The 24999-nt window shown below is 59.2% G+C and carries 24 protein-coding genes; 20 read left to right on the forward strand and 4 right to left on the reverse strand.

Annotated elements, in window-relative coordinates; all coding sequences use genetic code 11:
* Positions 1-12 precede the first annotated feature (12 nt).
* The 3 genes from ACP7BE_RS06935 (at position 13) to ACP7BE_RS06945 (ending at position 2777) form a co-directional block, all read left to right on the forward strand.
* Positions 13-453: a MarR family winged helix-turn-helix transcriptional regulator gene (locus tag ACP7BE_RS06935; protein ID WP_095002051.1), complete on the forward strand. Its 441-nt coding sequence runs from the start codon at positions 13-15 to the stop codon at positions 451-453.
* Positions 454-740: 287 nt separating this feature from the next.
* Positions 741-2090: an NCS2 family permease gene (locus ACP7BE_RS06940; RefSeq protein WP_095021340.1), complete on the forward strand. Its 1350-nt coding sequence runs from the start codon at positions 741-743 to the stop codon at positions 2088-2090.
* 60 nt (positions 2091-2150) lie between these two features.
* A complete protein-coding gene (locus tag ACP7BE_RS06945) occupies positions 2151-2777 on the forward strand; it encodes a LysE family translocator (RefSeq protein ID WP_095019573.1) in 627 nt (208 codons plus the stop codon).
* Between the two features lie 236 nt (positions 2778-3013).
* Here the strand turns inward: ACP7BE_RS06945 and uraH are convergent, their stop codons facing one another.
* Positions 3014-3367: a hydroxyisourate hydrolase gene (gene uraH / locus ACP7BE_RS06950; RefSeq protein WP_095002054.1), complete on the reverse strand. Its 354-nt coding sequence runs from the start codon at positions 3365-3367 to the stop codon at positions 3014-3016.
* Positions 3368-3740: 373 nt separating this feature from the next.
* Here uraH and puuE point away from each other — a divergent pair, with 373 nt between their 5' ends.
* From puuE to ACP7BE_RS06990, 8 genes are all read left to right on the forward strand, one after another.
* A complete protein-coding gene (puuE, locus tag ACP7BE_RS06955) occupies positions 3741-4670 on the forward strand; it encodes an allantoinase PuuE (protein ID WP_095002055.1) in 930 nt (309 codons plus the stop codon).
* A complete protein-coding gene (uraD, locus tag ACP7BE_RS06960; RefSeq protein ID WP_016781499.1) occupies positions 4667-5182 on the forward strand; it encodes a 2-oxo-4-hydroxy-4-carboxy-5-ureidoimidazoline decarboxylase in 516 nt (171 codons plus the stop codon). The genes puuE and uraD overlap by 4 nt, the downstream gene beginning before the upstream one ends.
* A gap of 61 nt (positions 5183-5243) precedes the next feature.
* Positions 5244-6239 carry an allantoicase gene (gene alc / locus ACP7BE_RS06965; protein WP_095038004.1) on the forward strand — a complete coding sequence of 332 codons (996 nt, stop codon included), beginning with the start codon at positions 5244-5246 and terminating at the stop codon, positions 6237-6239.
* 121 nt (positions 6240-6360) lie between these two features.
* Positions 6361-6864: an ureidoglycolate lyase gene (locus tag ACP7BE_RS06970; RefSeq protein ID WP_016781501.1), complete on the forward strand. Its 504-nt coding sequence runs from the start codon at positions 6361-6363 to the stop codon at positions 6862-6864.
* Positions 6865-6912: 48 nt separating this feature from the next.
* On the forward strand, positions 6913-8202 hold the full coding sequence (locus tag ACP7BE_RS06975; protein ID WP_095002056.1) for a urate hydroxylase PuuD: 1290 nt from the start codon (positions 6913-6915) through the stop codon (positions 8200-8202).
* An 84-nt stretch (positions 8203-8286) separates the two neighbouring features.
* On the forward strand, positions 8287-9651 hold the full coding sequence (locus tag ACP7BE_RS06980; RefSeq protein WP_095002057.1) for a nucleobase:cation symporter-2 family protein: 1365 nt from the start codon (positions 8287-8289) through the stop codon (positions 9649-9651).
* 152 nt (positions 9652-9803) lie between these two features.
* Positions 9804-10589, forward strand: a complete 786-nt coding sequence (locus ACP7BE_RS06985) for an outer membrane protein OmpK (protein WP_095002058.1) — start codon at positions 9804-9806, stop codon at positions 10587-10589.
* A 359-nt stretch (positions 10590-10948) separates the two neighbouring features.
* Positions 10949-11734, forward strand: a complete 786-nt coding sequence (locus ACP7BE_RS06990; protein WP_095002059.1) for an outer membrane protein OmpK — start codon at positions 10949-10951, stop codon at positions 11732-11734.
* Positions 11735-11753: 19 nt separating this feature from the next.
* Here ACP7BE_RS06990 and ACP7BE_RS06995 read toward each other — a convergent pair whose 3' ends face one another.
* Positions 11754-12356 carry a TetR/AcrR family transcriptional regulator gene (locus tag ACP7BE_RS06995; protein ID WP_095002060.1) on the reverse strand — a complete coding sequence of 201 codons (603 nt, stop codon included), beginning with the start codon at positions 12354-12356 and terminating at the stop codon, positions 11754-11756.
* Positions 12357-12536: 180 nt separating this feature from the next.
* Here ACP7BE_RS06995 and ACP7BE_RS07000 point away from each other — a divergent pair, with 180 nt between their 5' ends.
* Positions 12537-13739, forward strand: coding sequence for an MFS transporter (locus tag ACP7BE_RS07000; RefSeq protein ID WP_150629305.1), 1203 nt, complete (start codon positions 12537-12539; stop codon positions 13737-13739).
* On the opposite strand, the gene ACP7BE_RS07005 is transcribed toward ACP7BE_RS07000, so the two are convergent.
* Positions 13736-14677 (reverse strand): DUF808 domain-containing protein, encoded by a 942-nt coding sequence (locus ACP7BE_RS07005; RefSeq protein WP_095027146.1) that lies wholly within the window; start codon positions 14675-14677, stop codon positions 13736-13738. The genes ACP7BE_RS07000 and ACP7BE_RS07005 overlap by 4 nt on opposite strands.
* 132 nt (positions 14678-14809) lie before the next feature.
* Here ACP7BE_RS07005 and ACP7BE_RS07010 point away from each other — a divergent pair, with 132 nt between their 5' ends.
* The gene (locus ACP7BE_RS07010) at positions 14810-15415 is read left to right on the forward strand and encodes a TetR/AcrR family transcriptional regulator (RefSeq protein ID WP_426105280.1); all 606 of its coding nucleotides are present in this window, start codon (positions 14810-14812) and stop codon (positions 15413-15415) included.
* 121 nt (positions 15416-15536) lie between these two features.
* Here ACP7BE_RS07010 and ACP7BE_RS07015 read toward each other — a convergent pair whose 3' ends face one another.
* Positions 15537-15977 (reverse strand): GlcG/HbpS family heme-binding protein, encoded by a 441-nt coding sequence (locus tag ACP7BE_RS07015; RefSeq protein WP_095002064.1) that lies wholly within the window; start codon positions 15975-15977, stop codon positions 15537-15539.
* A 267-nt stretch (positions 15978-16244) separates the two neighbouring features.
* On the opposite strand from ACP7BE_RS07015, the gene gcl reads away from it, so the two are divergent.
* The 7 genes from gcl to ACP7BE_RS07050 all read left to right on the forward strand — a co-directional run bounded on the left by gcl (position 16245) and on the right by ACP7BE_RS07050 (position 24999).
* On the forward strand, positions 16245-18020 hold the full coding sequence (gene gcl, locus ACP7BE_RS07020; protein WP_095002065.1) for a glyoxylate carboligase: 1776 nt from the start codon (positions 16245-16247) through the stop codon (positions 18018-18020).
* A gap of 55 nt (positions 18021-18075) precedes the next feature.
* Positions 18076-18858, forward strand: a complete 783-nt coding sequence (gene hyi, locus ACP7BE_RS07025; RefSeq protein ID WP_095002066.1) for a hydroxypyruvate isomerase — start codon at positions 18076-18078, stop codon at positions 18856-18858.
* A gap of 90 nt (positions 18859-18948) precedes the next feature.
* On the forward strand, positions 18949-19839 hold the full coding sequence (locus ACP7BE_RS07030; protein ID WP_046809691.1) for a 2-hydroxy-3-oxopropionate reductase: 891 nt from the start codon (positions 18949-18951) through the stop codon (positions 19837-19839).
* 143 nt (positions 19840-19982) lie between these two features.
* On the forward strand, positions 19983-20870 hold the full coding sequence (locus tag ACP7BE_RS07035) for an urea transporter (protein WP_095019581.1): 888 nt from the start codon (positions 19983-19985) through the stop codon (positions 20868-20870).
* A 39-nt stretch (positions 20871-20909) separates the two neighbouring features.
* Complete coding sequence (locus tag ACP7BE_RS07040; protein ID WP_095002068.1) at positions 20910-21731, forward strand: ion transporter; 822 nt, start codon at positions 20910-20912, stop codon at positions 21729-21731.
* A 93-nt stretch (positions 21732-21824) separates the two neighbouring features.
* A complete protein-coding gene (locus ACP7BE_RS07045) occupies positions 21825-22832 on the forward strand; it encodes a sulfate ABC transporter substrate-binding protein (RefSeq protein ID WP_095019582.1) in 1008 nt (335 codons plus the stop codon).
* Between the two features lie 229 nt (positions 22833-23061).
* Positions 23062-24999, forward strand: a complete 1938-nt coding sequence (locus ACP7BE_RS07050; protein WP_138738215.1) for a DNA topoisomerase III — start codon at positions 23062-23064, stop codon at positions 24997-24999.

A 24999-nucleotide genomic window follows, 5' to 3' on the forward strand; every position in this document is an offset into this window, starting at 1 on the left:
AGATACGTCAATATGCTTGACCTTAAAAATCCGACCACTCAGCGCGCCGCCATGGAAGCCTTCTTCTTTGGCTATCAAGCATTTACCGCCAAAGCGGATGAAATGCTGGCACGTCGTGGGCTGAGTCGGGTGCATCAGCGTATTGTTTTTTTTATCGCCCACCACCCCGGTGTCAGCGTCAAGGAACTGCTGACCTTACTGGGCGTGAGCAAGCAGGCCCTGAATACGCCATTACGCCAGTTGATCGAGATGGCCCTGGTTCGCAGCGTCGCGCCCGAGACCGACAAGCGCAAACGCCTGCTGGAACTGACTGCCGACGGTGTGGCCTTCGAAAAGAGCCTGCGCCGCGAACAGGTCAAGCTGCTGCAAAGGGTATTTGCTCAGGCAGGTGAAGACGCGGTGAATGGCTGGCTGGCGGTCAATCATGCCCTGGGACAAAGCCGCCAGCTCTAGAGCAGGGTTCCTGTGGAAGGTGGCTTGTTCTGTAAGCGGGCTTGCCCGCGATGCAGGCGCCGCAGTACTCCAGTTGCACCGCAGCGATCCAATCGCGAGCAAACTCGCTCACACAGAAAACAGACACCCACCCATCACTTTCTGATCACAATCTGAAAAACATTATTTGCTTTTTTTGTATACAAAAGCATAATTCACTTCGCCTGCGTTTCTGACCCGAAAGTCAGAAAAACTTCTCCCGCCACACCCAGTGCCCTTAAAAATAATAAAAGCCTGAGGAAATCACCGTGGACAGCCAAAAGTCAGAAATACCCGTTGTCGAACTTGCCACGCCCGCCGCCCGCAGCTGGCTGGAACGCCTGTTCAAACTGTCACTGCATGGCACCACGGTCAAAACCGAGCTGATTGCCGGGCTGACCACCTTCATCACCATGGCCTACATCATCTTCGTCAACCCCAACATCATGGCCGATGCTGGGATCGATCATGGTGCAGCCTTCGTCGCCACCTGCATTGCCGCCGCTCTCGGCAGCCTGTTGATGGGGCTTTACGCCAACTGGCCAGTAGGCCTGGCGCCAGGTATGGGACTGAATGCGTTTTTTACTTACACCGTGGTCGGAACCATGGGTTACAGCTGGGAAACAGCATTGGGTGCCGTGTTTGTCTCCGGTGTGCTGTTCCTGATTCTGACCCTGTCGCGGGTGCGTGAATGGCTGCTCAACAGCATTCCCGTCAGCTTGCGGTACGCGATGGGTGCTGGGGTGGGGTTATTCCTGGGGATTATCGGCCTGAAAACCTCGGGCATTATCGTCGACAGCCCGGCCACCCTGATCAAGCTCGGTTCATTGCGCGACCCTGCCCCGCTGCTGGCAGCGGTGTGCTTTTTGATGATTGCGATTCTGAGCTATCACCGCGTCTTCGGCGCCATCCTGATCAGCATTATCGCCGTGACCCTCGCCGGCTGGGGCCTGGACCTGGTGCATTACAACGGCATCATGTCGGCACCGCCAAGCCTTGCACCGACCTGGATGGCCATGGACCTCAAGGGCGTTTTCAACATCAGCATGATCAGCGTGGTGCTGGCCTTTCTGTTTGTACACATGTTCGATACGGCCGGCACCCTGATGGGCGTGGCCCAGCGTGCCGGGCTGGTGAAGGCCGATGGCAGGATCGAAAACCTGTCCCGGGCCCTCAAGGCCGACAGCGCCTCCAGCGTGTTCGGTGCGGTGGTCGGCGTGCCACCCGTGACCAGCTACGTGGAAAGCGCCGCAGGCGTTGCGGCAGGCGGGCGTACCGGGCTTACTGCCGTCACCGTGGGGGTGTTGTTTGTGGCCGCCATGTTCTTTGCCCCCCTGGCTGGCATGATCCCCGCTTATGCCACAGCAGGCGCTCTGATTTATGTGGCCATGCTGATGATGGGCGGCATGCAGCACATCAACTGGGACGAACCCACTGACTGCATCCCGGCCATAGTGACCGTGATCATGATGCCTTTGACCTTCTCGGTCGCCGACGGGATAGCCCTGGGCTTTATCAGCTTTGTCGCACTCAAGGCAGGCACCGGCAAATACCGGGAAATTTCCGTCAGCCTGTGGGTGCTCTGCGCTATTTTCATCGCCAAGTTTATTTACCTGTAAACCGGGCGGTATCAATCGGCCCCGCAATGACGCGGGGCCTTTGTTGTTTGGGAGGAAGTGATGAGTCTGGAAACCTGGCTGCTGTTCAGCAGCGCGGCATTGGTGGTAATCCTGATTCCAGGGCCGCTGTCGTTATTGATGATCAGCAACAGTCTGAACTACGGCTTGCGCCGTTCGTACCCGGCTTTTCTGGGAGGTGTATTTGCCTCGATCTGCCTGCTCAGCGCTTCGGCACTGGGTTTGGGCGCCTTGCTGCTGGCCTCGGAAAAACTCTTCAGCGCCCTGAAGATCGTGGGCGCGCTGTACCTGTTTTACCTGGCCTGGCAAAGCTGGAAACAATCGCGCCAGCCGGCCACCGTCACCAATGTGCCCGAAGCCGCACCAATACCGCGCTTTAGCGCCCTGTTTGGGCGCGCGTTCGTGCTGGGGGCCAGCAATCCTAAGGACATTCTGTTCTTTGCTGCCTTTTTGCCGCAGTTTCTCAACCCCGATCTACCGTTCCTCAACCAGTTACTGGTGATGATCGCCACCTGGACCGTGCTCGACCTGCTGTGCAAGCTGGCCTACGGCCTGGGTGCCCACGGTGCCGCGGGGTACCTGCGCAGCGGCAAGGGCCAGAGCTGGTTCAACCGGGTCAGTGCCGGGCTGTTCAGCGTGGCAGGCACGGCGTCGTTGTTGAGCCGCTGATTGCACACAAGCCCGTAGCAGCTGCCGAAGGAACGAGGCTGCGTTCGATTGCGAAGCAATCGTAAGACCTGAGTTCGCGATTTATCTGATGGACAGCGGATTCAGGTTCTACGACGGCTACGCCGCCGAACGCAGCCTCGTTGCTTCGGCAGTTGCTACGGACATGGCATGTAGACAGGCAAAAAAAAGCCCGCAGTGTGAGCGGGCAAATAACCACATGCGCAGATCGAAAACGATTAGCTACCGCGATAGGTCGAGTAGCTGTACGGCGAAATCAGTAGCGGTACATGGTAGTGATCCTGCTCGGCGCTGATCCCGAAACGCAGTACCACCACATCCAGAAACGCCGGCTCCGGCAATTTCACACCCCGTGCGCGGTAGTAATCACCGGCACTGAACTGCACCTGGTAAACCCCGGAACGGTAGGCCTCCCCCTCCAGCAACGGCGCGTCGCAACGGCCATCGCTGTTGGTCAGGGCTGTAGCGACCAACTCCAGCCCCGAACCTTCAACCCGATACAGCTCGACCTTGATCGAGCTGCCCGGGCAGCCGTGTGCGGCATCCAAAACGTGCGTAGTCAAACGTCCCATTGATTGTGCGACCTCCCGAGTCATAAAAAAAACGGCTGCCGCCCTCTTTTGGCGCACCAAAAGACTCGGCGAAGACACGATTAAGACATTTATCAAAAAAATTGTACACAATTAAAAATGACAATCTGCGCATCCCCCGACGCTACGGGGCCTGCACGGCATTAATCGTCAAAGCCGCAGTCCTTAGAGACCTTTCGCCCATAAACTGACCAATCAGGCAGGTTTCTTGCAAGTACTCTTTCTGTACAAATCGTGGTAGAAATAGCAAAAATCAGGGTTACAAATAAAATGTAAAGTTGTATACAATCAGCTCATCGCAGTGACGCCAGGTCTGGCCAATCGACTGTTACCACGAACAATAAGGAAGACTGCAGTGAGCGCTGACTACCCACGCGACCTGATTGGTTACGGTCCAAACCCTCCACATCCGCATTGGCCGGGCAACGCCCGCATCGCCCTGTCTTTTGTTCTCAATTACGAAGAAGGCGGCGAGCGCAACATCCTGCACGGTGACAAGGAGTCTGAAGCCTTCCTGTCGGAAATGGTCTCAGCCCAACCATTGCAGGGCGAGCGCAACATGAGCATGGAGTCGCTGTACGAGTACGGCAGCCGTGCAGGCGTGTGGCGCATCCTCAAGCTGTTTCGCGAGTTCGATATTCCGCTCACGGTGTTTGCCGTGGCAATGGCCGCCCAGCGCCATCCGGATGTGATCCGCGCCATGGTCGAGGCCGGACACGAGATCTGCAGCCACGGTTATCGCTGGATCGACTACCAGTACATGGATGAAGCGCAAGAGCGTGAACACATGCTCGAAGCCATCCGCATCCTCACCGAAATCAGCGGCGAACGCCCGCTGGGCTGGTACACCGGCCGCACCGGTCCCAATACCCGGCGCCTGGTGATGGAAGAAGGCGGCTTTTTGTACGACTGCGATACCTATGACGACGACCTGCCCTACTGGGAACCCAACAACCCCACCGGCAAACCGCATCTGGTGATCCCCTATACCCTGGATACCAATGACATGCGCTTTACCCAGGTGCAGGGTTTCAACACCGGCGAGCAATTTTTCCAGTACCTCAAGGATGCTTTCGATGTGCTGTACGCCGAAGGCGCAGAGTCGCCGAAGATGCTTTCCATCGGCCTGCATTGCCGCCTCATTGGCCGCCCTGCGCGCCTGGCCGCCCTCAAGCGTTTCATTGAGTACGCCAAGGGCCACGAACAGGTCTGGTTCACCCGCCGCGTGGACATTGCCCGCCACTGGCACGCCACCCACCCTTTTGTTGCCGAGACCGCCAAATGAGCGCCTTCAAGACCCTCAAGCCTTCACAACTGAGCCGTGAAGCCTTCGTGGCGGCTTTTGCCGATATCTACGAACACTCGCCCTGGGTTGCCGAAAAGGCCTACGACCTGGGCCTGGACAGCAGCGTCGACCAGATCGAAACCCTGCACCAGCGCATGAGTGACATTTTGTTGAGCGCCGATCACGCCAGCCAGCTGGCATTGATCAACGCTCACCCGGACCTGGCCGGCAAAGCAGCCGTCCAGGGCCAACTGACCGAAGCCAGCACCAATGAACAGGCTGGCGCCGGTATTCACCAATGCACGGCCGAAGAGTTTCAACGCTTCACCGAGCTGAACGAGGCCTACAAAGCCAAGTTCAAGTTTCCCTTCATCATGGCGGTAAAAGGCAGCGACCGGCACCAGATCCTCGCCGCGTTCGAAACCCGCATCCATAACCCGGCAGACGTCGAGTTCAAGTGCGCGTTGGCAGAAATCAACAAGATCGCCCTGTTCCGATTACTCCAGCTCTAAGCCGAACCGGCACCCGCCGATGACGCATCTCCAGCCACTCATTTAAAGGCAGACAAGAAGAATGAAAGCTTACGCCGTACCTTTCGAGAAGTTCGTCAACCTGGCCGATGCCCGCCTGGGCACCAAAATCGTTTCGGTAACCGATGACTGGTTTGCCGACGCCAACCGCATGTTCCAGCCGACCCCGGCCGTATGGAAGGAGGGCGTTTTCGATGACAACGGCAAGTGGATGGACGGCTGGGAGTCCCGCCGCAAGCGCTTCGAAGGCTATGACAGTGCCGTCATCCGTCTTGGCGTTCCGGGCTCGATCAAGGGTGTGGACATCGACACTTCATTCTTCACCGGCAACTTTCCACCATCGGCCTCGCTGGAAGCCTGCTTCCTGGCCTCGGGCGAACCGAATGAAAACACCCAGTGGGTGGAAGTACTGTCGGCCGTCGAGCTGCAGGGCAACAGCCATCACTACCACGAAATCAACAATGACCAGGCCTTCAGCCACCTGCGCTTCAACATTTTCCCGGATGGTGGCGTAGCGCGTTTGCGTGTGTACGGCGTGCCGTTCCGTGACTGGTCGGCAGTGGGCGACAACGAACAGGTCGATCTGGCCGCAGCCCTCAACGGTGGCCGCGCCCTCGCCTGCTCCGACGAACACTTCGGCCGCATGAGCAACATTCTCAACCCGGGCCGTGGCATCAATATGGGCGATGGCTGGGAAACTGCACGTCGTCGTACCCCGGGCAATGACTGGGTCATCGTCGCGCTGGGTCACCCGGGCGAGATCGAAAAAATCATCGTCGACACCCTGCACTTCAAGGGCAACTACCCGGACAGCTGCTCGATCCAGGGCGCGTTCGTCAAGGGCGGTACCGACAGCCAGATCGAAACCCAGTCGCTGTTCTGGCGTGAACTGCTGCCGAGCCAAAAAATGGAAATGCACGCTGAACACACCTACAGCGAGCAACTGAAAAACCTCGGCCCGATCACCCACATTCGCCTCAACCTGTTCCCGGATGGTGGTGTAAGCCGCATCCGCGTATTGGGCAAAGTCGCCAAATAAGCGCTGCACCCAGCGCGGGCAAGTTCGCTCCCACATTTGAAATGTATTCATCCTGTGGGAGCGGGCTTACCCGCGATAGCGACAAAACTGACACCACAGAAACCCGAATAAGAAGACCACCATGCGCACATTGATGATTGAACCTCTGACCAAAGAAGCCTTCGCCCCTTTCGGTGACGTGATTGAAACCGATGGCAGCGACCACTTCATGATCAATAACGGTTCGACCATGCGCTTTCACCGTCTGGCCGAGGTCGAAACGGCTACGCCAGAGGACAAGGCGATCATCAGCATTTTCCGCGCCGAGGCGCAGGACATGCCGTTCACCGTACGCATGCTGGAGCGCCATCCGCTGGGCAGCCAGGCTTTTATACCGCTGCTCGGCAACCCCTTTCTGATCGTGGTCGCGCCCGTTGGCGATGAACCTGTATCGGACCTGGTCCGCGCCTTTGTCAGTAATGGCAGGCAGGGCATCAATTACCATCGCGGCGTCTGGCACCACCCGGTGCTGACGATCGAAAAGCGGGATGACTTCCTGGTGGTTGATCGCAGTGGCAGCGGTAATAACTGCGATGAGCATTTCTTTAAAGAGGATCAGTTGCTGTTCCTCGCCCCCCACCAATAAGAGAAGGTCCAACACTCACAAAAGAGTGACGGGCAAGAGGTAAAGACTGTGGAAGCACATCTAATGGAATGGCTGAATCTGAGCGTGCGCTGGATTCATATGATTACCGGTGTGGCCTGGATTGGCGCGTCGTTTTATTTCGTCTGGCTGGAGAACAACCTTAACCGGGCCAACCCCAAGGATGGCCTTGCTGGCGATCTATGGGCGATTCACGGCGGCGGTATTTACCACCTCGAAAAGTACAAGCTGGCCCCACCCACCATGCCGGAAAACCTGCACTGGTTTAAATGGGAAGCCTATTTCACCTGGATGTCGGGCATCGCCCTGCTCTGTCTGGTGTTCTACTTCAACCCCGCGCTGTACCTGATTGCTCCAGGCAGCAGCATGAGCGGCCCTGAAGCGGTTGCCATCGGTATCGGCTCGCTGATTGCCGGCTGGTTCGTTTACGACTTTCTGTGCGACTCCGCCCTGGGCAAACGCCCGGCGTTGCTCGGTTTCGTCCTGTTTGTGCTGCTGGTTGCAGCAGCGTTCGGCCTGAGCAAAGTGTTCAGCGGGCGCGGTGCCTACCTGCACGTGGGCGCCATTATCGGCACCATCATGGTCGGTAACGTATTCCGCACCATCATGCCGGCACAACGTGCCCTGGTAGCCGCGATCAAGGAAGGCCGCAGCCCTGACCCGGCACTGCCGGCCAAAGGCCTGCTGCGTTCGCGACACAACAACTACTTCACCTTGCCGGTGCTGTTCATCATGATCAGCAACCACTTCCCGAGCACCTATGGCAGCCAGTACAACTGGTTGATCCTGGCCGGGATTGCGGTGCTGGCAGTGCTGGTACGTCACTACTTCAACACCCGCCACGACAGCCACAAATATGCCTGGACCCTGCCGGTCGCAGCCCTGGGCATGATTTGCCTGGCTTACGTTACCGGTCCAAAGCCTGTGTCGACAGCGCCAGAAACCGCCAAGGTGATCAAGTACCAACCGCTGCCGGAAACCGCCCTGGGCGGCGTCAAGGCTGCAGATGCTCCGCCAGCGGCACCGGCGCAGGCACCCGCGGCAGCGCCAGTGGCCACCGTCGATTTTGAACAAGTCCACAAGGTGATCCAGGAGCGCTGCACGGTCTGTCATTCCGCCACCCCCAGCAGCCCGTTGTTCAGTGCGGCTCCGGCAGGCGTGATGTTCGACACCGCGCAACAGATCCAGCTGATGGCCCCGCGCATTCAGGCTCAGGCCGTTGTCACGCCGATCATGCCGCTGGGCAACATCACGCAAATGACGCAACAGGAGCGCGACCTGGTCGGCGCCTGGATCAATGCAGGGGCACGGACCAACTGACGCACCGCCTTTGCGGTCGCAGCCCCGCTGCGGCCGCAAGAACACACCACTAGCTCACAACAATAAAAATGACCGAGGTGTTGCATGTCCGATTTAACCGAACCGCGCATACCCGCCGTGACCGCCCCGCCCCCGCTGGCGCGGCTACCCATGCTGCAACTGATCCTGGTCGGTTTGCAGCATGTGCTGCTGATGTATGGCGGCGCCGTGGCCGTGCCGCTGATCATCGGACAGGCTGCAGGCCTGAGTCGTGAAGAGATCGCGTTTCTGATCAACGCCGACCTGCTGGTGGCGGGTGTCGCGACCATCGTGCAGTCGATGGGTATCGGCCCCATGGGTATTCGCATGCCGGTCATGATGGGTGCCAGCTTTGCCGCAGTTGGCAGCATGGTGGCAATGGCCGGGATGCCGGGTATCGGCTTGACCGGGATCTTCGGTGCGACCATCGCCGCGGGCTTTTTCGGAATGATCATTGCGCCATTTATGTCCAAGGTGGTGCGCTTCTTTCCTCCCCTGGTCACCGGTACTGTCATCACTTCGATCGGCCTGTCGCTGTTCCCCGTTGCGGTCAACTGGGCCGGTGGCGGCAGTGCTGCGGCGCAATTCGGCTCGCCAGTGTACCTGGCCATCGCGGCTCTGGTGCTGGGCACCATCCTGCTGATCAACCGCTTTATGCGCGGCTTCTGGGTCAATGTGTCGGTCTTGATCGGCATGGCCCTGGGCTATGTGCTGTCAGGCGCCATCGGCATGGTCGACCTCTCCGGGCTGGACAATACGCCGTGGTTCCAGGTTGTCACCCCCTTGCACTTCGGCATGCCGGAGTTTCATTTGGCACCGATTCTTTCGATGTGCCTGGTGGTGGTGATCATTTTTGTCGAGTCCACCGGGATGTTCCTGGCGCTGGGCAAAATCACCGATCAGGAAGTCACCCCGCGCATGCTGCGTCGCGGTTTGCTGTGTGACGCAGGCGCTTCTTTTATCGCCGGTTTTTTCAACACCTTCACCCACTCCTCCTTCGCCCAGAACATTGGCCTGGTGCAAATGACCGGCGTGCGTTGCCGCTCGGTAACCATCATGGCCGGTATCTTCCTGATCACCCTCAGCCTGCTGCCGAAAGCGGCGTACCTGGTGGCCTCGATTCCGCCTGCAGTGTTGGGTGGCGCCGCCATTGCCATGTTCGGCATGGTCGCGGCAACCGGGATCAAGATCCTCCAGGAAGCCGACATCGCCGACCGCCGCAATCAGTTGCTGGTGGCCGTGAGCATCGGCATGGGCCTGATCCCGGTGGTGCGTCCTGAGTTTTTCGCCCACCTGCCACTGTGGATGGACCCCATCACCCACAGCGGTATCGCCATGGCCGCTGTCAGCGCGGTGTGCCTGAACCTGATGTTCAATGTGCTGGGCGGTTCCGAACGCGCAGCCATGAGCGGGCATGTGCACCAGCACTGAGCCCTGACCCTCACCCCAACCCTCTCCCCAAGGGAGAGGGGGCTGATCGGTGGTGTTCCTGAGCGCTCGCACGACCAATCCCCTCTTCCTCCGGGAGAGGGCTAGGGAGAGGGGCTCTCGCTTTACAAAAACAATAAAAAAGGGAGTTACCCATGAAGTGCAAACACTGGGGCGTCACGCTCGCAGGTGGACTTTTGGCTGCCAGCCAGACAATGGCCGGGGACCTGTTTTTATGGCAAACCAACAGCCTGACCTACCTGTACGGCAAGAACTTCGCGATCAACCCGTCGATCCAGCAAACCGTCACTTTCGAACATGCGGACAAATGGAAGTACGGCGACAACTTCCTGTTTGTCGACCGTATTTTCTACAACGGCAAAGAAGACCCCAACAAAGGCCCGCACACCTATTACGGCGAGTTCAGCCCGCGCCTGTCGTTCGGCAAGATCTTCGACCGCAAATTCGAATATGGCCCGATCAAGGATGTGCTGCTGGCCATGACCTATGAATATGGCGAAGGCGACAGCGAGGCCTACCTGATCGGCCCGGGCTTTGATCTGGCGGTACCGGGCTTCAACTACTTCACCCTCAACTTCTATCGCCGCCATACCGAGGGCCCACGCCCTGGCACCGGGGTCTGGCAGATCACTCCGTCGTTTTCCTACACCATCCCCCTGGGCCGCTCCAACGTGTTGATCGACGGCTATATGGACTGGGTGGTGGACAACGACCAGAACTCACGCGGCACCTACCACTCCAACCTGCACTTCAACCCACAGATCAAATATGACCTGGGCAAGGCCCTGAACCTGGGTGAAAAACAGCTCTATGTCGGGATTGAATACAGCTACTGGAAGGACAAGTACGGCATCGAAAGCAGCAGCCGTCTTGATACCAACCAGAACACCGCCAGTGCCCTGATCAAAGTCCACTTCTAAGCTCTAGACTGTGCATGCTCTGTTATTGCCCGCCCTGGGCTTTAACAGAGCGCTTGAGTGCACGCGCCAGAGCCCGTATCCTGCGCGCCCGCTTAAACGCGACGTTTTTCAAAGCTGACTTTAAAGCCAACTTTTGCCTTTATATCAAAGGTTTACGGCCTGCCTGCCGCCCCCTGCACTCAACTGCCAACGCGCAGTCGAGGGTTTATTCATGGCTATAAAACAGGTATGGCCCCGAACTTGCTAAAAGCACTGAAGCTGACCGTAAAGGCAACTTTTAAAACCATGAACCAAGGCGCCACAACAGAGCGCCACGTTCGCACTACTTGCACAACTTTCTATATTTTGGAGCTAACCGAATGAAGCGCACACTTACCGGCCTGATGCTTGCGGGGAGCATGCTGGGCGGGGCTCCGGCAGTCGCCGGCGACCTGCTGCAATGGCAAACCAACAGCCTGACTTACTTGTACGGCAAGGACTTCCAGGTCAATCCAAAAATTCAGCAGACCATGACCTTCGAGCATGCTGACAGCTGGAAGTACGGTGACAACTTCTTCTTCCTTGACCGTATCTTTTACAACGGCAAGAAAGACGGCAACGTCGGCCCGAACACCTACTACGGTGAATTCACTCCGCGTTTGTCGTTCGGCAAGATCTTCGACCAGAAGTTTGAATTCGGCCCGATCAAAGACGTGCTGCTGGCCATGACTTACGAGTTTGGCGAAGGCGATACCGATGCCTACCTGATCGGTCCGGGTTTCGACCTGAACGTGCCGGGCTTTGACTACTTCCAGTTGAACTTCTACCAACGCTTCCCGGAAGGCAGCCGCGCCGGCAAAGGTGTGTGGCAGATCACCCCAGTGTGGTCCTACACCCTGCCCCTGGGCAACTCCGATGTGCTGATCGACGGCTACATGGACTGGGTGGTCGACAACGACGAGAACTCCCGTGGCACCTACCACGCCAACCTGCACTTCAACCCGCAGGTTAAATATGACCTCGGCAAGGCCCTGAGCTGGAGCGCCAAGCAACTGTACGTCGGTGTGGAATACGACTACTGGAAAAACAAGTACGGCATCGAAGACAGCGGCGCGTTCAAAACCAATCAGAACACCACCAGCCTGCTGATCAAGTACCACTTCTGATGCACGGGCCCGGGCCGCGTCAGCGCGGCTCAGGCACCCGCAGCAAACCGCGCAGCATCAGGTCCAGGCTGTCCAGCGCAGCGGCCAGACGCTGCGGCGGGTTGTCGGCCTCGGCAATCCAGAACGACGCATCCATCAGCCCGCCCTGAATCAGACGCGCCAGCGCCTCGGGATCGGTGCGTTGAATCACCTCGGTGTCCATCAGCCCCTGCAGCATCGACGCCATCGACAGGCAGCACACCGACTGGGTGTTCTGCACATATTGCGAGCCCAGCACCGAAGGCGCATCGCGCAACAGAATGCGCTGTACCTCGACTTGCAGGGCCATCTCCAGATACAGCCGGCACTGATCCTTAAACCCTTGCCAATGGCTGTCCGCCTGCTCAAACACCTGCGCCAGCTGCGCATCCAGCTCGGCATCGATCTGCTGGGCCACGGCCTTGAACAAGCCTTTCTTGTCGCCAAAATGGTGGTACAACGCGCCACGCGTCAGCCCGACCGAAGCCGTCAATTCGTCCATCGATGTCCGGGCATAGCCCACCGTACTGAATGCCAGGCGAGCCGCCTCAAGCAGCTTGCCACGGGTTTCTTCGATCATTTGCGACCGCGCTTTGGGCGCCATGCCTGTCACCTTTATTTTTGGATACGCGACGTATGTTAATTGACATACGCTGTGTATGCGTATATTTCTACATACGCCGCGTATGTCATGCTCGGTAATCACACATTCCCGTAGCAGCTGCCGAAGGCTGCGTTCGACAGCTGCTACGAAAGCAATCCCCAACACTGTTCCGGAGCTTGTATGGCCAACCCCTATCGCGAGATTTTCAGCGCCCCCGGCACCAAGGCTTTCAGCGGTGCGGGCCTGATCGCGCGGATGCCGATCTCAATGGTCGGCATCGGCATCATCACCATGCTGGCGCAACTGCAAGGTTCCTATTGGCTGGCCGGTGGCGTAGCCGCCACCTTTGCCCTGGCCACAGCCCTGCTGGCTCCGCAGATTTCACGCTGGGTCGACCGCTACGGCCAGAGCCGCATCCTGCCCGGTGTCACCGCCATTGGCGTCAGCGCCCTGCTGGCCTTGCTGCTGTGCAGTCATTTTGGCGCGCCGGACTGGACGCTGTTTGTGTTCGCCGCCCTGTCGGGCTGCATGCCGAGCATGTCGGCAATGGTGCGGGCACGCTGGACCGAGCTGTATCGCGGCTCGCCCAAACTGCATACGGCGTTCTCGTTCGAGTCGGTACTCGATGAAGTGAGCTTTATTATCGGCCCGCCGATTTCCGTGGGCCTGAGTGTGGCGCTATTCCCCCAGGCCGGACCACTGGCGGCAGCCATCCTGCTGGCCATCGGCGTCAGCGTGTTTGTGCTGCAACGCAGCACCGAACCACCGGTACACCCGCGTAGCAGCGAGCACCAGGGCACAGTCTTACGCCAGGGCGCCGTGGTGGTTTTGCTGTTGGCCCTGCTTGGGCTGGGCACGATTGTGGGTACGGTGGATGTGGTTAGCGTGGCCTTTGCCCAGCATCAGGGCCAACCGGCTGCCGCAAGCATTGTATTGTCGATGTACGCCTTGGGATCGTGCGCTGCCGGGCTGGTGTTCGGCATGCTCAAGTTGAACATGCCGCTGCCCAGGCTGTTTGTGCTCGGCGCCCTGGCCACATCCATCACCATGGTGCCGCTGCTGTGGGCCGACAGCATCGCCACCCTGGCCGTGGGCATGCTGATCGCCGGGCTGTTTTTTGCCCCCACCCTGATCACCGCCATGGGCCTGGTGGAAAACATTGTCCCACCCGCCAAGCTGACTGAAGGCCTGACCTGGATGATCACCGGTCTGGGCATGGGCGTGGCCCTCGGTGCGGTACTCGGCGGCTGGGTGGTGGACGCGTACGGCGCCCAGGCCGGTTTTAGCGTGTCGCTGGCCGCCGGCGGCGTCATGCTGCTGTTCGCGGTGCTGGGCTATCGATTGCTGCAGGACAGTACCCTGCCCCGCGCCGTCGCGGCCTAGGACTTGATGGCCCGCCAGACCTTGCTCGCGACAGACACCACGGCCAACACCAGCGCGCCGGCAATAATGCCGGCCACGGCGTTGAGCAGGGTCGGCACAATCACCGACACCACACCCAGCCATTGCGTGCTGCCTTGCGCAACGCCTTCAACCCAATGATGCAACGGCGGTACACCGTGGGTCAGGATACCGCCGCCGACCATGAACATTGCCGCCGTGCCGATCACGGTCAGACTTTTCATCATGTACGGGGCTGCGCTCAACACACCACGGCCAAAGCTGCGCTGGAACCGCGGCCAGGCGCCGTCGCCGGTCTTCTTGCTCAGGTACAGGCCACCATCGTCGAGTTTGACGATGCCACCCACCACGCCATATACCCCGACTGTCATCACGATGGCGATACCCGACAACACCACCACCTGCTGCATCAGCGGTGAGTCGGAGACGATGCCCAGGGTGATGGCAATGATTTCGGCGGACAGGATAAAGTCCGTACGAACGGCGCCCTTGACCTTATCCTTTTCAAACGCCGCCAGATCGACTTCAGCACCGGCCAGCGACTCCTGCAAGGCCTGGCGCTGGCTCTGGGCATCGGCCTTGCTGTGGGTGAAACTGTGGGCGACCTTTTCGAAACCCTCGAAACACAGATAAGCCCCACCCACCATCAACAGCGGCGTCACCGCCCAGGGCGCAAAGGCACTGATGGCCAGCGCTGCCGGTACCAGAATCGCCTTGTTGCGAAACGAACCCTTGGCCACGGCCCACACCACCGGCAACTCCCGGTCGGCACGCACGCCCGATACCTGCTGGGCGTTGAGCGCAAGGTCATCGCCCAGCACCCCGGCGGTTTTTTTGGCGGCCACTTTGGTCATCAGAGCGACGTCATCGAGCACGGCGGCGATATCATCGAGCAACATCAGCAAGCTACTGCCAGCCATAGAAAAACGTCCTGAGAGATGGAATGGACACAAGCATAGCGCGTGCCGCGCGCAAAGCGGCAATCTTGAGCCACTTGCAAGCCCGGTGCTACCATGCCCGACCGCCCCAGCAGGCAAGGACATATCGGGTTTATGAGCAGTATCCGCGAGCGTAACAAAGAACTGATTTTGCGTGCCGCCAGCGAAGAATTCGCTGACAAGGGTTTCGCCGCCAGCAAAACCAGCGATATCGCGGCCAAGGCCGGCGTGCCCAAGCCCAATGTCTACTACTACTTCAAATCCAAGGAAAACCTCTATCGCGAGGTGCTTGAAAGCATTATCGACCCGATCCTTCGGGCTTCGACGCCGTTCAACGCCGATGGCGAGCCGAATACGGTATTGAGCAATTACATCCGCTCAAAAATCGTGATTTCCCGTGACCTGCCCTTTGCCTCGAAAGTGTTCGCCAGCGAAATCATGCATGGCGCCCCGCACTTGAGTGAAAAACAGGTAGAGCTGTTGAATGCCCAGGCCCAACACAACATCGCCTGCATCCAGACCTGGATCGACCGCGGCCAGATTGCCGCCATCGACCCGCACCACCTGATGTTCAGCATCTGGGCGGCAACCCAGACCTACGCCGACTTCGACTGGCAGATCTCGGCCATCACCGGCAAGACCAAGCTTGAAGACAGCGACTACGAAGCGGCAACCCAAACCATTATCCGGTTGGTGCTGAAGGGCTGCACGCCTGACTGAAGGCCTGTACAAAGCCTGTGGGAGCGGGCTTGCTCGCGATAGTATCGACGCGGCTCAACTGGCACAACGCAGCGCCTGAATCGCAGGCAAGCCAGCTCCCACTGACAGCAAAGGCCTACGGTCAGACCGCCACCCCCGCATCCGCCCGCAGGCCCAGCGCTTCTACCGCGCTGATCGCGCATTGCTCGTCGATATCCGACGTATCGCCGCTGATACCAACAGCACCGATTACCTGCCCCGCCTCATCACGAATCAATACCCCACCCGGCGCAGGCACCACGTCACTTTGCCCCATGCCATTAAGCGCCGCGAAGAACGCCGGGCGCTGTTGCGCGTCCAGTGCCAGCAGACGCGAGCCCTTGCCTAAGGCAATCGCGCCCCAGGCTTTGCCAATCGCAATGCTGGGGCGCAGCAGGCTGGCGCCGTCTTCGCGCTGCAACGCCAGCAAATGCCCGCCACTGTCGAGCACCACTACCGTCAGCGGCGCAGCACTGATCTGACGCCCGACGCTCAGGGCCTGAGCGGTCAGTTCTAAAGCGACTTTCAAGGTTAAAGCACTCATGGTTGCCATCCTTATCTTGTTATGGAAAGCCTTCGGCGCACCTCGCGAGGCGCACTCAATAACACCAATAGAACACAATACAAATCTATTTTGTATACAATTTTTCAGCAATCAAAAAAACAAAACCCAGCGCACAAGCCTGAATACAAGGCTTGCTTGTGATCAACCATCGAATCGATAAAAGCCATTGACCTGCACAGCGGAGGATGAATACACTCGCTCAACAGCCACTTGTATACAATTACAAAACGTAAGAGGCACAAAACAATGAGCAAAATGAGAGCAATCGAAGCCGCCGTTCTGGTGATGCGTCGCGAAGGTGTCGATACCGCATTCGGTATCCCGGGCGCCGCCATCAACCCGCTGTACTCGGCCCTGAAAAAGGTCGGTGGCATCGATCACGTCCTTGCTCGCCACGTCGAAGGCGCCTCGCACATGGCCGAGGGCTATACCCGCACCAAGGCCGGCAATATCGGCGTGTGCATCGGCACCTCGGGGCCTGCCGGTACCGATATGGTGACGGGCCTGTACAGTGCCTCGGCCGACTCGATCCCGATTCTGTGCATCACCGGCCAGGCCCCACGGGCACGGATGCACAAAGAAGACTTCCAGGCGGTGGATATCACCGCCATCGTCAAGCCCGTCACCAAGTGGTCGACCACGGTGATGGAGCCGGGCCAGGTGCCTTACGCCTTCCAGAAAGCCTTTTACGAAATGCGCTCCGGTCGCCCTGGCCCGGTGCTGATCGATCTGCCGTTCGATGTGCAGATGGCCGAAATCGAATTCGACATTGACGCCTATGAACCGCTGCCACTGGCCAAACCAACGGCAAACCGGCTGCAGGCCGAAAAAGCCCTGACCATGCTTGATCAGGCGGAACGCCCGCTGCTGGTCAGCGGTGGCGGCGTGATCAATGCCGACGCCAGCGACCTGCTGGTGGAATTCGCCGAACTGACCGGTATCCCTGTGATTCCGACCCTGATGGGCTGGGGCACCATCGCCGATGACCACCCGCTGATGGTGGGCATGGTCGGCCTGCAAACCTCGCACCGTTATGGCAACGCCACCCTGCTCAAGTCCGATGTGGTATTGGGCATCGGCAACCGCTGGGCCAACCGCCATACCGGTTCGGTGGATGTGTACACCGAAGGCCGCAAGTTCATTCACGTGGATATCGAACCGACCCAGATCGGCCGGGTATTCAACCCGGATCTGGGCATCGTTTCCGACGCCGGTGCCGCGCTCAAGGTATTCCTTGAAGTAGCCCGCGAATGGAAAGCTGCCGGCAAGCTGAAAAACCGCAGCGCCTGGCTGCAGGACTGCCAGCAGCGCAAGGCCACGATGCAACGCAAGACCCACTTCGACAACGTGCCGGTCAAGCCACAACGCGTGTACGAAGAAATGAACCAGGTGTTCGGCAAAGACACCTGCTATGTCAGCACCATCGGTTTGTCACAGATTGCCGGCGCACAATTCCTGCATGTGTACAAGCCTCGCCACTGGATCAACTGCGGCCAGGCCGGCCCTCTGGGCTGGACCATTCCGGCGGCGCTGGGGGTGGTCAAGGCCGACCCTGATCGCAATGTGGTGGCACTGTCCGGCGACTACGACTTCCAGTTCATGATCGAAGAACTGGCCGTGGGCGCTCAGTTCAACCTGCCCTATATCCACGTGGTGGTTAACAACTCCTACCTGGGGCTTATCCGTCAGGCCCAGCGCGGGTTTGAAATGGACTACTGCGTGCAGTTGGCTTTCGACAACCTCAACGCACCGGAGCTTAACGGCTATGGCGTTGACCACGTGGCCGTCGTTCAAGGCCTGGGTTGCAAGGCCTTGCGCGTGTTCGAACCGAGTGAAATCCAGCCTGCCCTGCGCAAGGCCCAGGAGCTGATCAAGGAATTCCGCGTGCCGGTGATGGTGGAAATCATCCTGGAGCGTGTGACCAATATCTCGATGGGCACCGAAATCAACGGCGTAAATGAATTTGAAGACCTGGCGCTGGTGGGTAACGATGCACCGACCGCCATTTCGATGCTGGATTAATTTATAGCCCTCACCCCCTCTCCCGAGGAGAGGGGACAAAAAGCAGGAGTTCACCATGCCGCGTTTTGCCGCCAACCTGTCCATGCTGTTCACCGAGCAGGATTTTCTTGTCCGTTTTCAAGCGGCCGCCAACGCTGGTTTTCATGGCGTTGAATACCTGTTCCCTTACGATTACAACTCGGCCGACATCAAGGCCCAGCTCGATGCCAATAAACTGACCCAGGTGTTGTTCAACCTGCCGGCCGGTGACTGGGCCAAGGGCGAGCGCGGGATTGCCTGCCTGCCGGACCGGGTTGAAGAGTTCCGCGCTGGGGTCGACCTGGCCATCGCTTACGCGCAAGTGCTGGGCAACGACCAGATCAACTGCCTGGCCGGCATCCGCCCCCAGGGCGTGGACGACGCCACGGTCGAAAAAACCTTCGTCGCCAACCTCAAATACGCCGCCGACAAGCTGCAGGCAGTCGGCATCAAGCTGGTGATGGAGTCGATCAACACCCTCGACATCCCCGGCTTTTACCTGAACAACACCCAGCAGGCACTGGCGATCCAGGAAAAGGTCGGCAGCAGCAATCTGTTCCTGCAATACGACATCTACCACATGCAAATCATGGAGGGCGACCTGGCCCGCACCATGCAGACTCATCTGCCGCAGATCAACCATATCCAGCTGGCCGATAACCCTGGTCGCCACGAACCGGGCACCGGCGAAATCAACTACCGCTTTTTGTTCGATCACCTGGACCGCATCGGCTATCAGGGTTGGGTTGGCTGTGAGTACAAACCGCTGACCAGCACCGAGGCCGGTCTGGCGTGGCTCAAGACCCATAACGCGGTGTAACTCTGTGGGAGCGATCCCATCGCGAGCAAGCCCGCTCCCACATCAGACCACCTACTCTGAATCGCCCTAAGAAAAACAAGAGGATTTGTCATGGCTAAAATCGGATTTATCGGCACGGGCATCATGGGCTCACCCATGGCCAGCAACCTGCAAAAGGCCGGGCACAGCCTGTTTCTGTCGACCCATCACGGTGCCGCACCGGCCGATCTGGTTGCCGCTGGCGCAATCGCCCTGGCCAGCCCGCGAGAAGTGGCCCAGGAAGCCGAATTCATCATCGTCATGGTGCCGGATACCCCTCAGGTTGAGGATGTGCTGTTTCGTGAAGACGGCATCGCCGCGGGCCTGAGCCCGAACAAGGTGGTGATCGACATGAGTTCGATCTCGCCTACGGCCACCAAAGCGTTCGCCGAAAAAATCAACGCCAAGGGTGCTCAGTACCTCGACGCGCCGGTATCCGGCGGTGAAGTTGGCGCCAAGGCCGGCTCACTGAGCATCATGGTCGGCGGTGACGAAAAAACCTTCGCCCGCGCCCTGCCGCTGCTGCAGAGCATGGGCAAGAACATCACCCTGGTGGGCGGCAATGGCGACGGTCAAACCGCCAAGGTAGCCAACCAGATCATCGTCGCCCTGAATATCCAGGCCGTGGCCGAAGCCCTGGTATTTGCTGCGAAAAACGGCGCTGACCCGGCCAAGGTTCGCGAAGCGCTGATGGGTGGCTTTGCCTCCTCGAAAATCCTCGAAGTGCACGGCGAGCGCATGATCAAGGGCACTTTTGACCCGGGCTTCCGTATCAGCCTGCATCAAAAAGACCTCAACCTGGCCCTGGCCGGTGCCCGTGAGTTGGGGATCAACCTGCCCAACACCGCCAATGCCCAGCAAGTGTTCAGCACCTGCGCGGCCATCGGTGGCAGCAACTGGGACCACTCGGCGCTGATCAAGGGCCTGGAGCACATGGCCAACTTCTCGATTCGCGACAAGTAAGCCCACCGGTCTGCCCTTTTTGGGGAGACCGCACTACCTGTAGTCGCTGCCGAGGCACGAAGGCTGCGAGTTCTTGATCATGCAGGGAGCCAATCAAGAGCTCGCAGCCTTCGTGCCTCGGCTGCGACTACCAGGTAACAATCATGAGTTCAAACCCCTGCCCCGACTGGGCGACGGCCCTGTGCGCCGGTTTCGGCCAGATCTTCCTCCAGCGTCATCCTCTGTGCGGCGTGCTGTGCCTGCTGGCCATCCTGATCAGTGCCCCCACCCTGCTCGGTGGCGCCTTGCTTGGCGGTATTGCCGGACTCCTCACCGCGCAACGGCGCGACTATCCCAAGGCCGAACGCCAGGCGGGTCTGTACAGCTACAACGGTATCTTGCTGGGCTTGCTGATAAGCCACCAGCTTGAATGGTCTGCCCTGTTACCCTTGCTGATCATTGCCAGTGCCGGACTGAGTACGATGCTCGTGCACCAGTGGCTCAAGCGCGCCACCCCCGGGCAAAGCCTGCTGGCCTACACCGCGCCGTTTGTGGGTATTGGCTGGATCCTGCTGCACCTGACCAACCCGCCTGCACAAGCCATGGACCACACCCAGGCCGTCAATGGCCTCACACTGGCACAGGGGCTGTTCAAGGGCATTGCCCAAGTCATGTTGCTGCCACACCCGCTGGCCGGGTTGCTGATTGTGATCGGCCTGTGGCTGAGCAACTGGCGCGCGGCACTATGGGCCATCACCGGTTCACTGGCCGGCATGCTGTTTGCCTTGTATCAACAGGACAGCGCGGCTGCACTGGACGGCCTGGCCGGCTACAACCCTGCACTCGCCGCCTTGGCCCTGAGTCAGCAAGCACGGCGTCCCTGGCTGCCCGTGGCGGGGATTATCGTGACCTTGCTGATCACCCCGGGCTTTATTGCCCTGGGCCTCGCCCCCCTGACCGCACCCTTTATCCTCGGATGCTGGCTGGTGCACGCCAGTGTGCGCATCCTGCACCCTGCACAAGAACAATGCAGGTTGCGCATTGAGCGTTAATACTCGAACCTTCTGACCTTTGGGCATCGAGCAACCTGCATGGATAACAATGACTGGCGCCAGCGCTTGTATGTGATGGTCTTTCAGGCCGATACCCCGGCGGGGCGGCGTTTCGACACCGCCCTGCTGCTGATCATCCTGTGCAGCCTGGTGGTCGTGGTGCTCGACAGCATCAACAGCATTCACCGCGACTACGCCAAACTGCTGGCCTATATCGAGTGGGGTTTCACCTTTGTATTCGCCGTGGAATACGGCCTGCGTCTGTATTGCTCGCCCAAACCTCTGCGTTACGCCTTCAGCTTCTACGGCCTGGTGGATTTGCTGGCCATTGTGCCGGGGATTCTGGCGATCTATTACAGCGACGCGCAGTACCTGTTGATCATCCGCATCATTCGCATGTTGCGGATTTTTCGTATCCTCAAGCTGCGCCCCTACCTGAGCCAGGCCAACTATCTGCTCTCGGCGCTGCGCGGCAGCAAGCAAAAAATCATCGTGTTCCTGGTCAGCGTCTCCACCCTGGTTACGGTGTTCGGCAGTCTGATGTATGTGGTCGAAGGGCCTGCAAACGGCTTTACCAGTATTCCGGTAAGTATCTATTGGGCCATTGTCACCCTGACGACTGTTGGTTTTGGTGACATAGTGCCCAAAACCGTACTGGGGCAAGTGATCTCGGCGATGGTGATGATCACCGGCTACTCGATCATTGCCGTGCCCACCGGCATCTTCACTGCCGAATTGGCCAACGCCATGCGTGGCGAGCAACTCAAGCACGACTGCCCGACCTGCAAAAAGAACACTCACGAACAATCGGCGTCTTTTTGTTCACGGTGCGGCAATGCTCTTTTTACGAAAAAAGCATAACCACAGCACTTTTTAATCTTTTAAGGACTATGCGACAGTCGCTATAGTTACTGGCAATTTGCCCTTATTGCTCCCTATAACAAGGAATGCGCAGTGAAAAAACTCTTTAGTGCCTCAATTCTGGCCGCTGGCCTGGCCCTTGGCAGTGTCGCGAGTGCAGCGACCCCACCGCCACTGCTAAACGTGTCCTACGATGTGATGCGTGATTTCTACAAAGACTACAACGCAGCCTTCCAGAAGCACTGGGCACAAGAGCACAACGGCGAAAAGCTCAACGTACAAATGTCATTTGGTGGTTCCAGCAAACAGGCCCGCTCGGTCATCGATGGCTTGCCGGCGGACGTGATCACCATGAACATGGCCACCGACATCAATGCCCTGGCCGACAACGGCCATCTGGTCCCGGAAAACTGGGTCACCCGCCTGCCGGACAACAGCGCACCGTTTACCTCGGCCACCGTTTTCATCGTGCGCAAGGGCAACCCCAAGGCTCTGAAAGACTGGCCCGACCTGCTCAAGGACGGCGTACAGGTCATCGTACCCAACCCGAAAACCTCGGGTAACGGCCGCTACACCTTCCTGTCGGCCTGGGGCTATGTACTGAAAAACGGCGGTGACGAAACCAAGGCCAAGGACTTTGTGGCCAAGTTGTTCAAGCAGGCTCCAGTGCTTGATACCGGCGGTCGTGCAGCCACCACCACCTTTATGACCAATCAGATCGGCGATGTGCTGGTGACGTTCGAAAACGAGGCGGAAATGATCGCCCGTGAATTTGGTCGCGACCAGTTCGAAGTGATCTACCCGAGCGTATCGGCAGAAGCCGAGCCGCCTGTGACGGTAGTGGACAAAGTGGTCGACAAAAAAGGCACCCGCGCCACGGCCGAAGCCTACCTCAAGTACCTGTGGTCGCCTGAAGGCCAGGAAATCGCTGCTAAAAACTACCTGCGCCCGCGTGACCAGGCAATTCTCGCCAAGTACAACGACCGCTTCCCGAAAGTCGACTTCCTGTCGGTTGAAAAAACCTTCGGCGACTGGCGCGACGTGCAGAAAAAGTACTTCAACGACGGTGGCGTGTTCGACCAGATCTACAACGCGCAATAATCCCCTGTCCGGTTGCAAGCCCGCCTTCCATTGTGGGAGCGGGCTTGCTCGCGAAGGGATGCCCCCGGCACGCCTGAATGCCCCCCTCGCCTGCATCGCAGGCAAGCCAGCTCCCCCAGGTTTTGCAGTACCTGCAAAAGCCTGTACATATCAACAGTAAAAAAACTTGCTCTCGCGCCTGTCTCTGCCCATGCTGTGCATCTTCTGCGATGCGTGAATGAGTTGAGCGATGCGGCTGTTTCTGTGTGAAAAACCCTCCCAGGCCAAAGATATTGCCGCCGTGCTCGGTGCCAGCCGCCGCGGTGATGGCTGCTGGGTGGGCGCCAATGCCACCGTCACCTGGTGCATCGGTCACCTGCTCGAAACCGCCCCGCCCGACGCCTACGATGAGCGCTACAAGCGCTGGGTACTGGCTGACCTGCCGATCATTCCGGAAAAATGGAAAATGCGCGTCAAACCCAAGACCGCCAGCCAGTTCAAGGCCGTCAAGCGCCTGCTCGGTGAAGCCACAGAACTGGTCATCGCCACCGACGCCGACCGCGAAGGCGAGATGATTGCCCGCGAACTGGTCGAGCACTGCCGCTACCGCGGCCCCATCCAGCGCCTGTGGCTGTCGGCCCTGGACGACGCCTCGATCCGCAAGGCCCTGGCTGCGCTCAAGCCCGGCAGCGAAACCTTCAACCTCTATCATTCGGCCCTCGGCCGCTCGCGGGCCGACTGGTTGATCGGCATGAACATGAGCCGCCTGTTTACCCTGCTCGGCCGCCAGTCGGGCTATCAAGGCGTATTGCCAGTGGGCCGTGTGCAGACCCCTACGCTGCGGCTGGTGGTCGATCGTGATCGCAGCATCAGCGACTTTATCCCCGTGGCCTACTGGGCCATAGACGTACAGCTCAGGCACGACGGGCAGTTATTCACCGCGCAATGGCGGGCCGATCCCGACACCTGCGACGACCAGGACCGCTGCCTCAACCAGGCCCATGCCCAACAGGCCGCAAGTGCAATGCAAAACGCCAGCAGCGCCCGGGTGATCAAGCTGCGCACCGAGCGCATGCGTGAAGTCGCGCCATTGCCGTTCGATCTGGGCACGCTGCAGGAAGTGTGTTCAAAAAAGCTCGGCCTCGGCGCCCAGGAAACCCTCGATATTGCCCAGGCCCTGTACGAAACCTACAAGGTCGTCACCTATCCGCGCAGCGATTGCGGCTACTTGCCACAGAGCCAGCACGGCGAAGCCGCGTCGATTCTCAGCGCCTTGCAGCAGGCCGATCCGTCACTGGCACCACTGGCCAGCCATCTGGACCCGCAGCGCCGTTCACGGGCCTGGAACGACGCAAAAGTCAGCGCCCACCACGGCATCATTCCTACAGCTGCTGCAAAGAATATTGAACGCCTGAGCGGCAAACATCGCGCGGTATATACGCTGATTCGCGCACGCTACCTCGCGCAGTTTCTGCCCAACCATGAATACGACCGCACCCAGGCCGACTTTGATTGTGCAGGGCAAAACCTGCGGGCCGTCGGCAAGCAGATCGTCGAGCCCGGCTGGAAGCGCGCCCTGCCCGAAGCACTGGCCCCGGCCAAAGGTCGCGAAGCCCCTGCTCCACAGCCCCTGCCGTTATTGCGCGAAGGGCTGGACTGCGCGATTGCCGCGGTCAACCTCAAGGACTTGTGGACCCAGCCGCCCAAGCCGTTCACCGAAGGCGACCTGATCAAGGCGATGAAAAACGTCGCCAAGCTGGTGCAGGACCCGCTGCTCAAGCAAAAACTCAAGGACACCACCGGTATCGGCACCGAAGCCACCCGCGCCGGCATCATCCAGGGCTTGCTCGATCGCGGTTACCTGAGCAAAAACGGCAAGGCCCTGGCGGCGACCGCCCCCGCCTTTAGCCTGATCGACGCGGTACCGCGCGCCATTGCCGACCCCGGCACCACGGCCATCTGGGAGCAGGCGCTGGACATGGTGCAAAGCGGCGAAATGACCCTCGACGTATTCGTCGCCAAACAGGCGGCGTGGATGAGCAAACATATCGAACGTTGCAGCGCCATGACCATGACGATCAGCGGTCCGGCCAGCCCGGCCGGTGCGGCGCCGGCCTGGAAGAAGAAACGCAAGGCCGCTACGGGCAAGGCCAGACCCAAGCGGGCGGTGAAAGCAAAAGGGGCATGA

The sequence above is a fragment of the Pseudomonas sp. TWR1-1-3 genome (assembly GCF_049896805.1).
Lineage (GTDB): Bacteria > Pseudomonadota > Gammaproteobacteria > Pseudomonadales > Pseudomonadaceae > Aquipseudomonas > Aquipseudomonas bubulae.

Excerpts from the sequence above, each read along its gene's own strand:
- ACP7BE_RS06935 (WP_095002051.1), top strand. The coding sequence starts at position 13 with ATGCTTGACCTTAAAAATCCGACCACTCAGCGCGCCGCCATGGAAGCC.
- uraH (WP_095002054.1), bottom strand. The coding sequence starts at position 3,367 with ATGGGACGTTTGACTACGCACGTTTTGGATGCCGCACACGGCTGCCCG.
- ACP7BE_RS06990 (WP_095002059.1), top strand. The coding sequence starts at position 10,949 with ATGAAGCGCACACTTACCGGCCTGATGCTTGCGGGGAGCATGCTGGGC.
- ACP7BE_RS06995 (WP_095002060.1), bottom strand. The coding sequence starts at position 12,356 with ATGGCGCCCAAAGCGCGGTCGCAAATGATCGAAGAAACCCGTGGCAAG.
- uraD (WP_016781499.1), top strand. The coding sequence starts at position 4,667 with ATGAGCGCCTTCAAGACCCTCAAGCCTTCACAACTGAGCCGTGAAGCC.
- ACP7BE_RS07010 (WP_426105280.1), top strand. The coding sequence starts at position 14,810 with ATGAGCAGTATCCGCGAGCGTAACAAAGAACTGATTTTGCGTGCCGCC.
- alc (WP_095038004.1), top strand. The coding sequence starts at position 5,244 with ATGAAAGCTTACGCCGTACCTTTCGAGAAGTTCGTCAACCTGGCCGAT.
- ACP7BE_RS06945 (WP_095019573.1), top strand. The coding sequence starts at position 2,151 with ATGAGTCTGGAAACCTGGCTGCTGTTCAGCAGCGCGGCATTGGTGGTA.
- ACP7BE_RS07030 (WP_046809691.1), top strand. The coding sequence starts at position 18,949 with ATGGCTAAAATCGGATTTATCGGCACGGGCATCATGGGCTCACCCATG.
- hyi (WP_095002066.1), top strand. The coding sequence starts at position 18,076 with ATGCCGCGTTTTGCCGCCAACCTGTCCATGCTGTTCACCGAGCAGGAT.
- ACP7BE_RS07000 (WP_150629305.1), top strand. The coding sequence starts at position 12,537 with ATGGCCAACCCCTATCGCGAGATTTTCAGCGCCCCCGGCACCAAGGCT.
- ACP7BE_RS07050 (WP_138738215.1), top strand. The coding sequence starts at position 23,062 with ATGCGGCTGTTTCTGTGTGAAAAACCCTCCCAGGCCAAAGATATTGCC.
- ACP7BE_RS06985 (WP_095002058.1), top strand. The coding sequence starts at position 9,804 with ATGAAGTGCAAACACTGGGGCGTCACGCTCGCAGGTGGACTTTTGGCT.
- gcl (WP_095002065.1), top strand. The coding sequence starts at position 16,245 with ATGAGCAAAATGAGAGCAATCGAAGCCGCCGTTCTGGTGATGCGTCGC.
- ACP7BE_RS06980 (WP_095002057.1), top strand. The coding sequence starts at position 8,287 with ATGTCCGATTTAACCGAACCGCGCATACCCGCCGTGACCGCCCCGCCC.
- ACP7BE_RS07005 (WP_095027146.1), bottom strand. The coding sequence starts at position 14,677 with ATGGCTGGCAGTAGCTTGCTGATGTTGCTCGATGATATCGCCGCCGTG.
- ACP7BE_RS07040 (WP_095002068.1), top strand. The coding sequence starts at position 20,910 with ATGGATAACAATGACTGGCGCCAGCGCTTGTATGTGATGGTCTTTCAG.
- ACP7BE_RS07035 (WP_095019581.1), top strand. The coding sequence starts at position 19,983 with ATGAGTTCAAACCCCTGCCCCGACTGGGCGACGGCCCTGTGCGCCGGT.
- ACP7BE_RS07015 (WP_095002064.1), bottom strand. The coding sequence starts at position 15,977 with ATGAGTGCTTTAACCTTGAAAGTCGCTTTAGAACTGACCGCTCAGGCC.
- ACP7BE_RS06970 (WP_016781501.1), top strand. The coding sequence starts at position 6,361 with ATGCGCACATTGATGATTGAACCTCTGACCAAAGAAGCCTTCGCCCCT.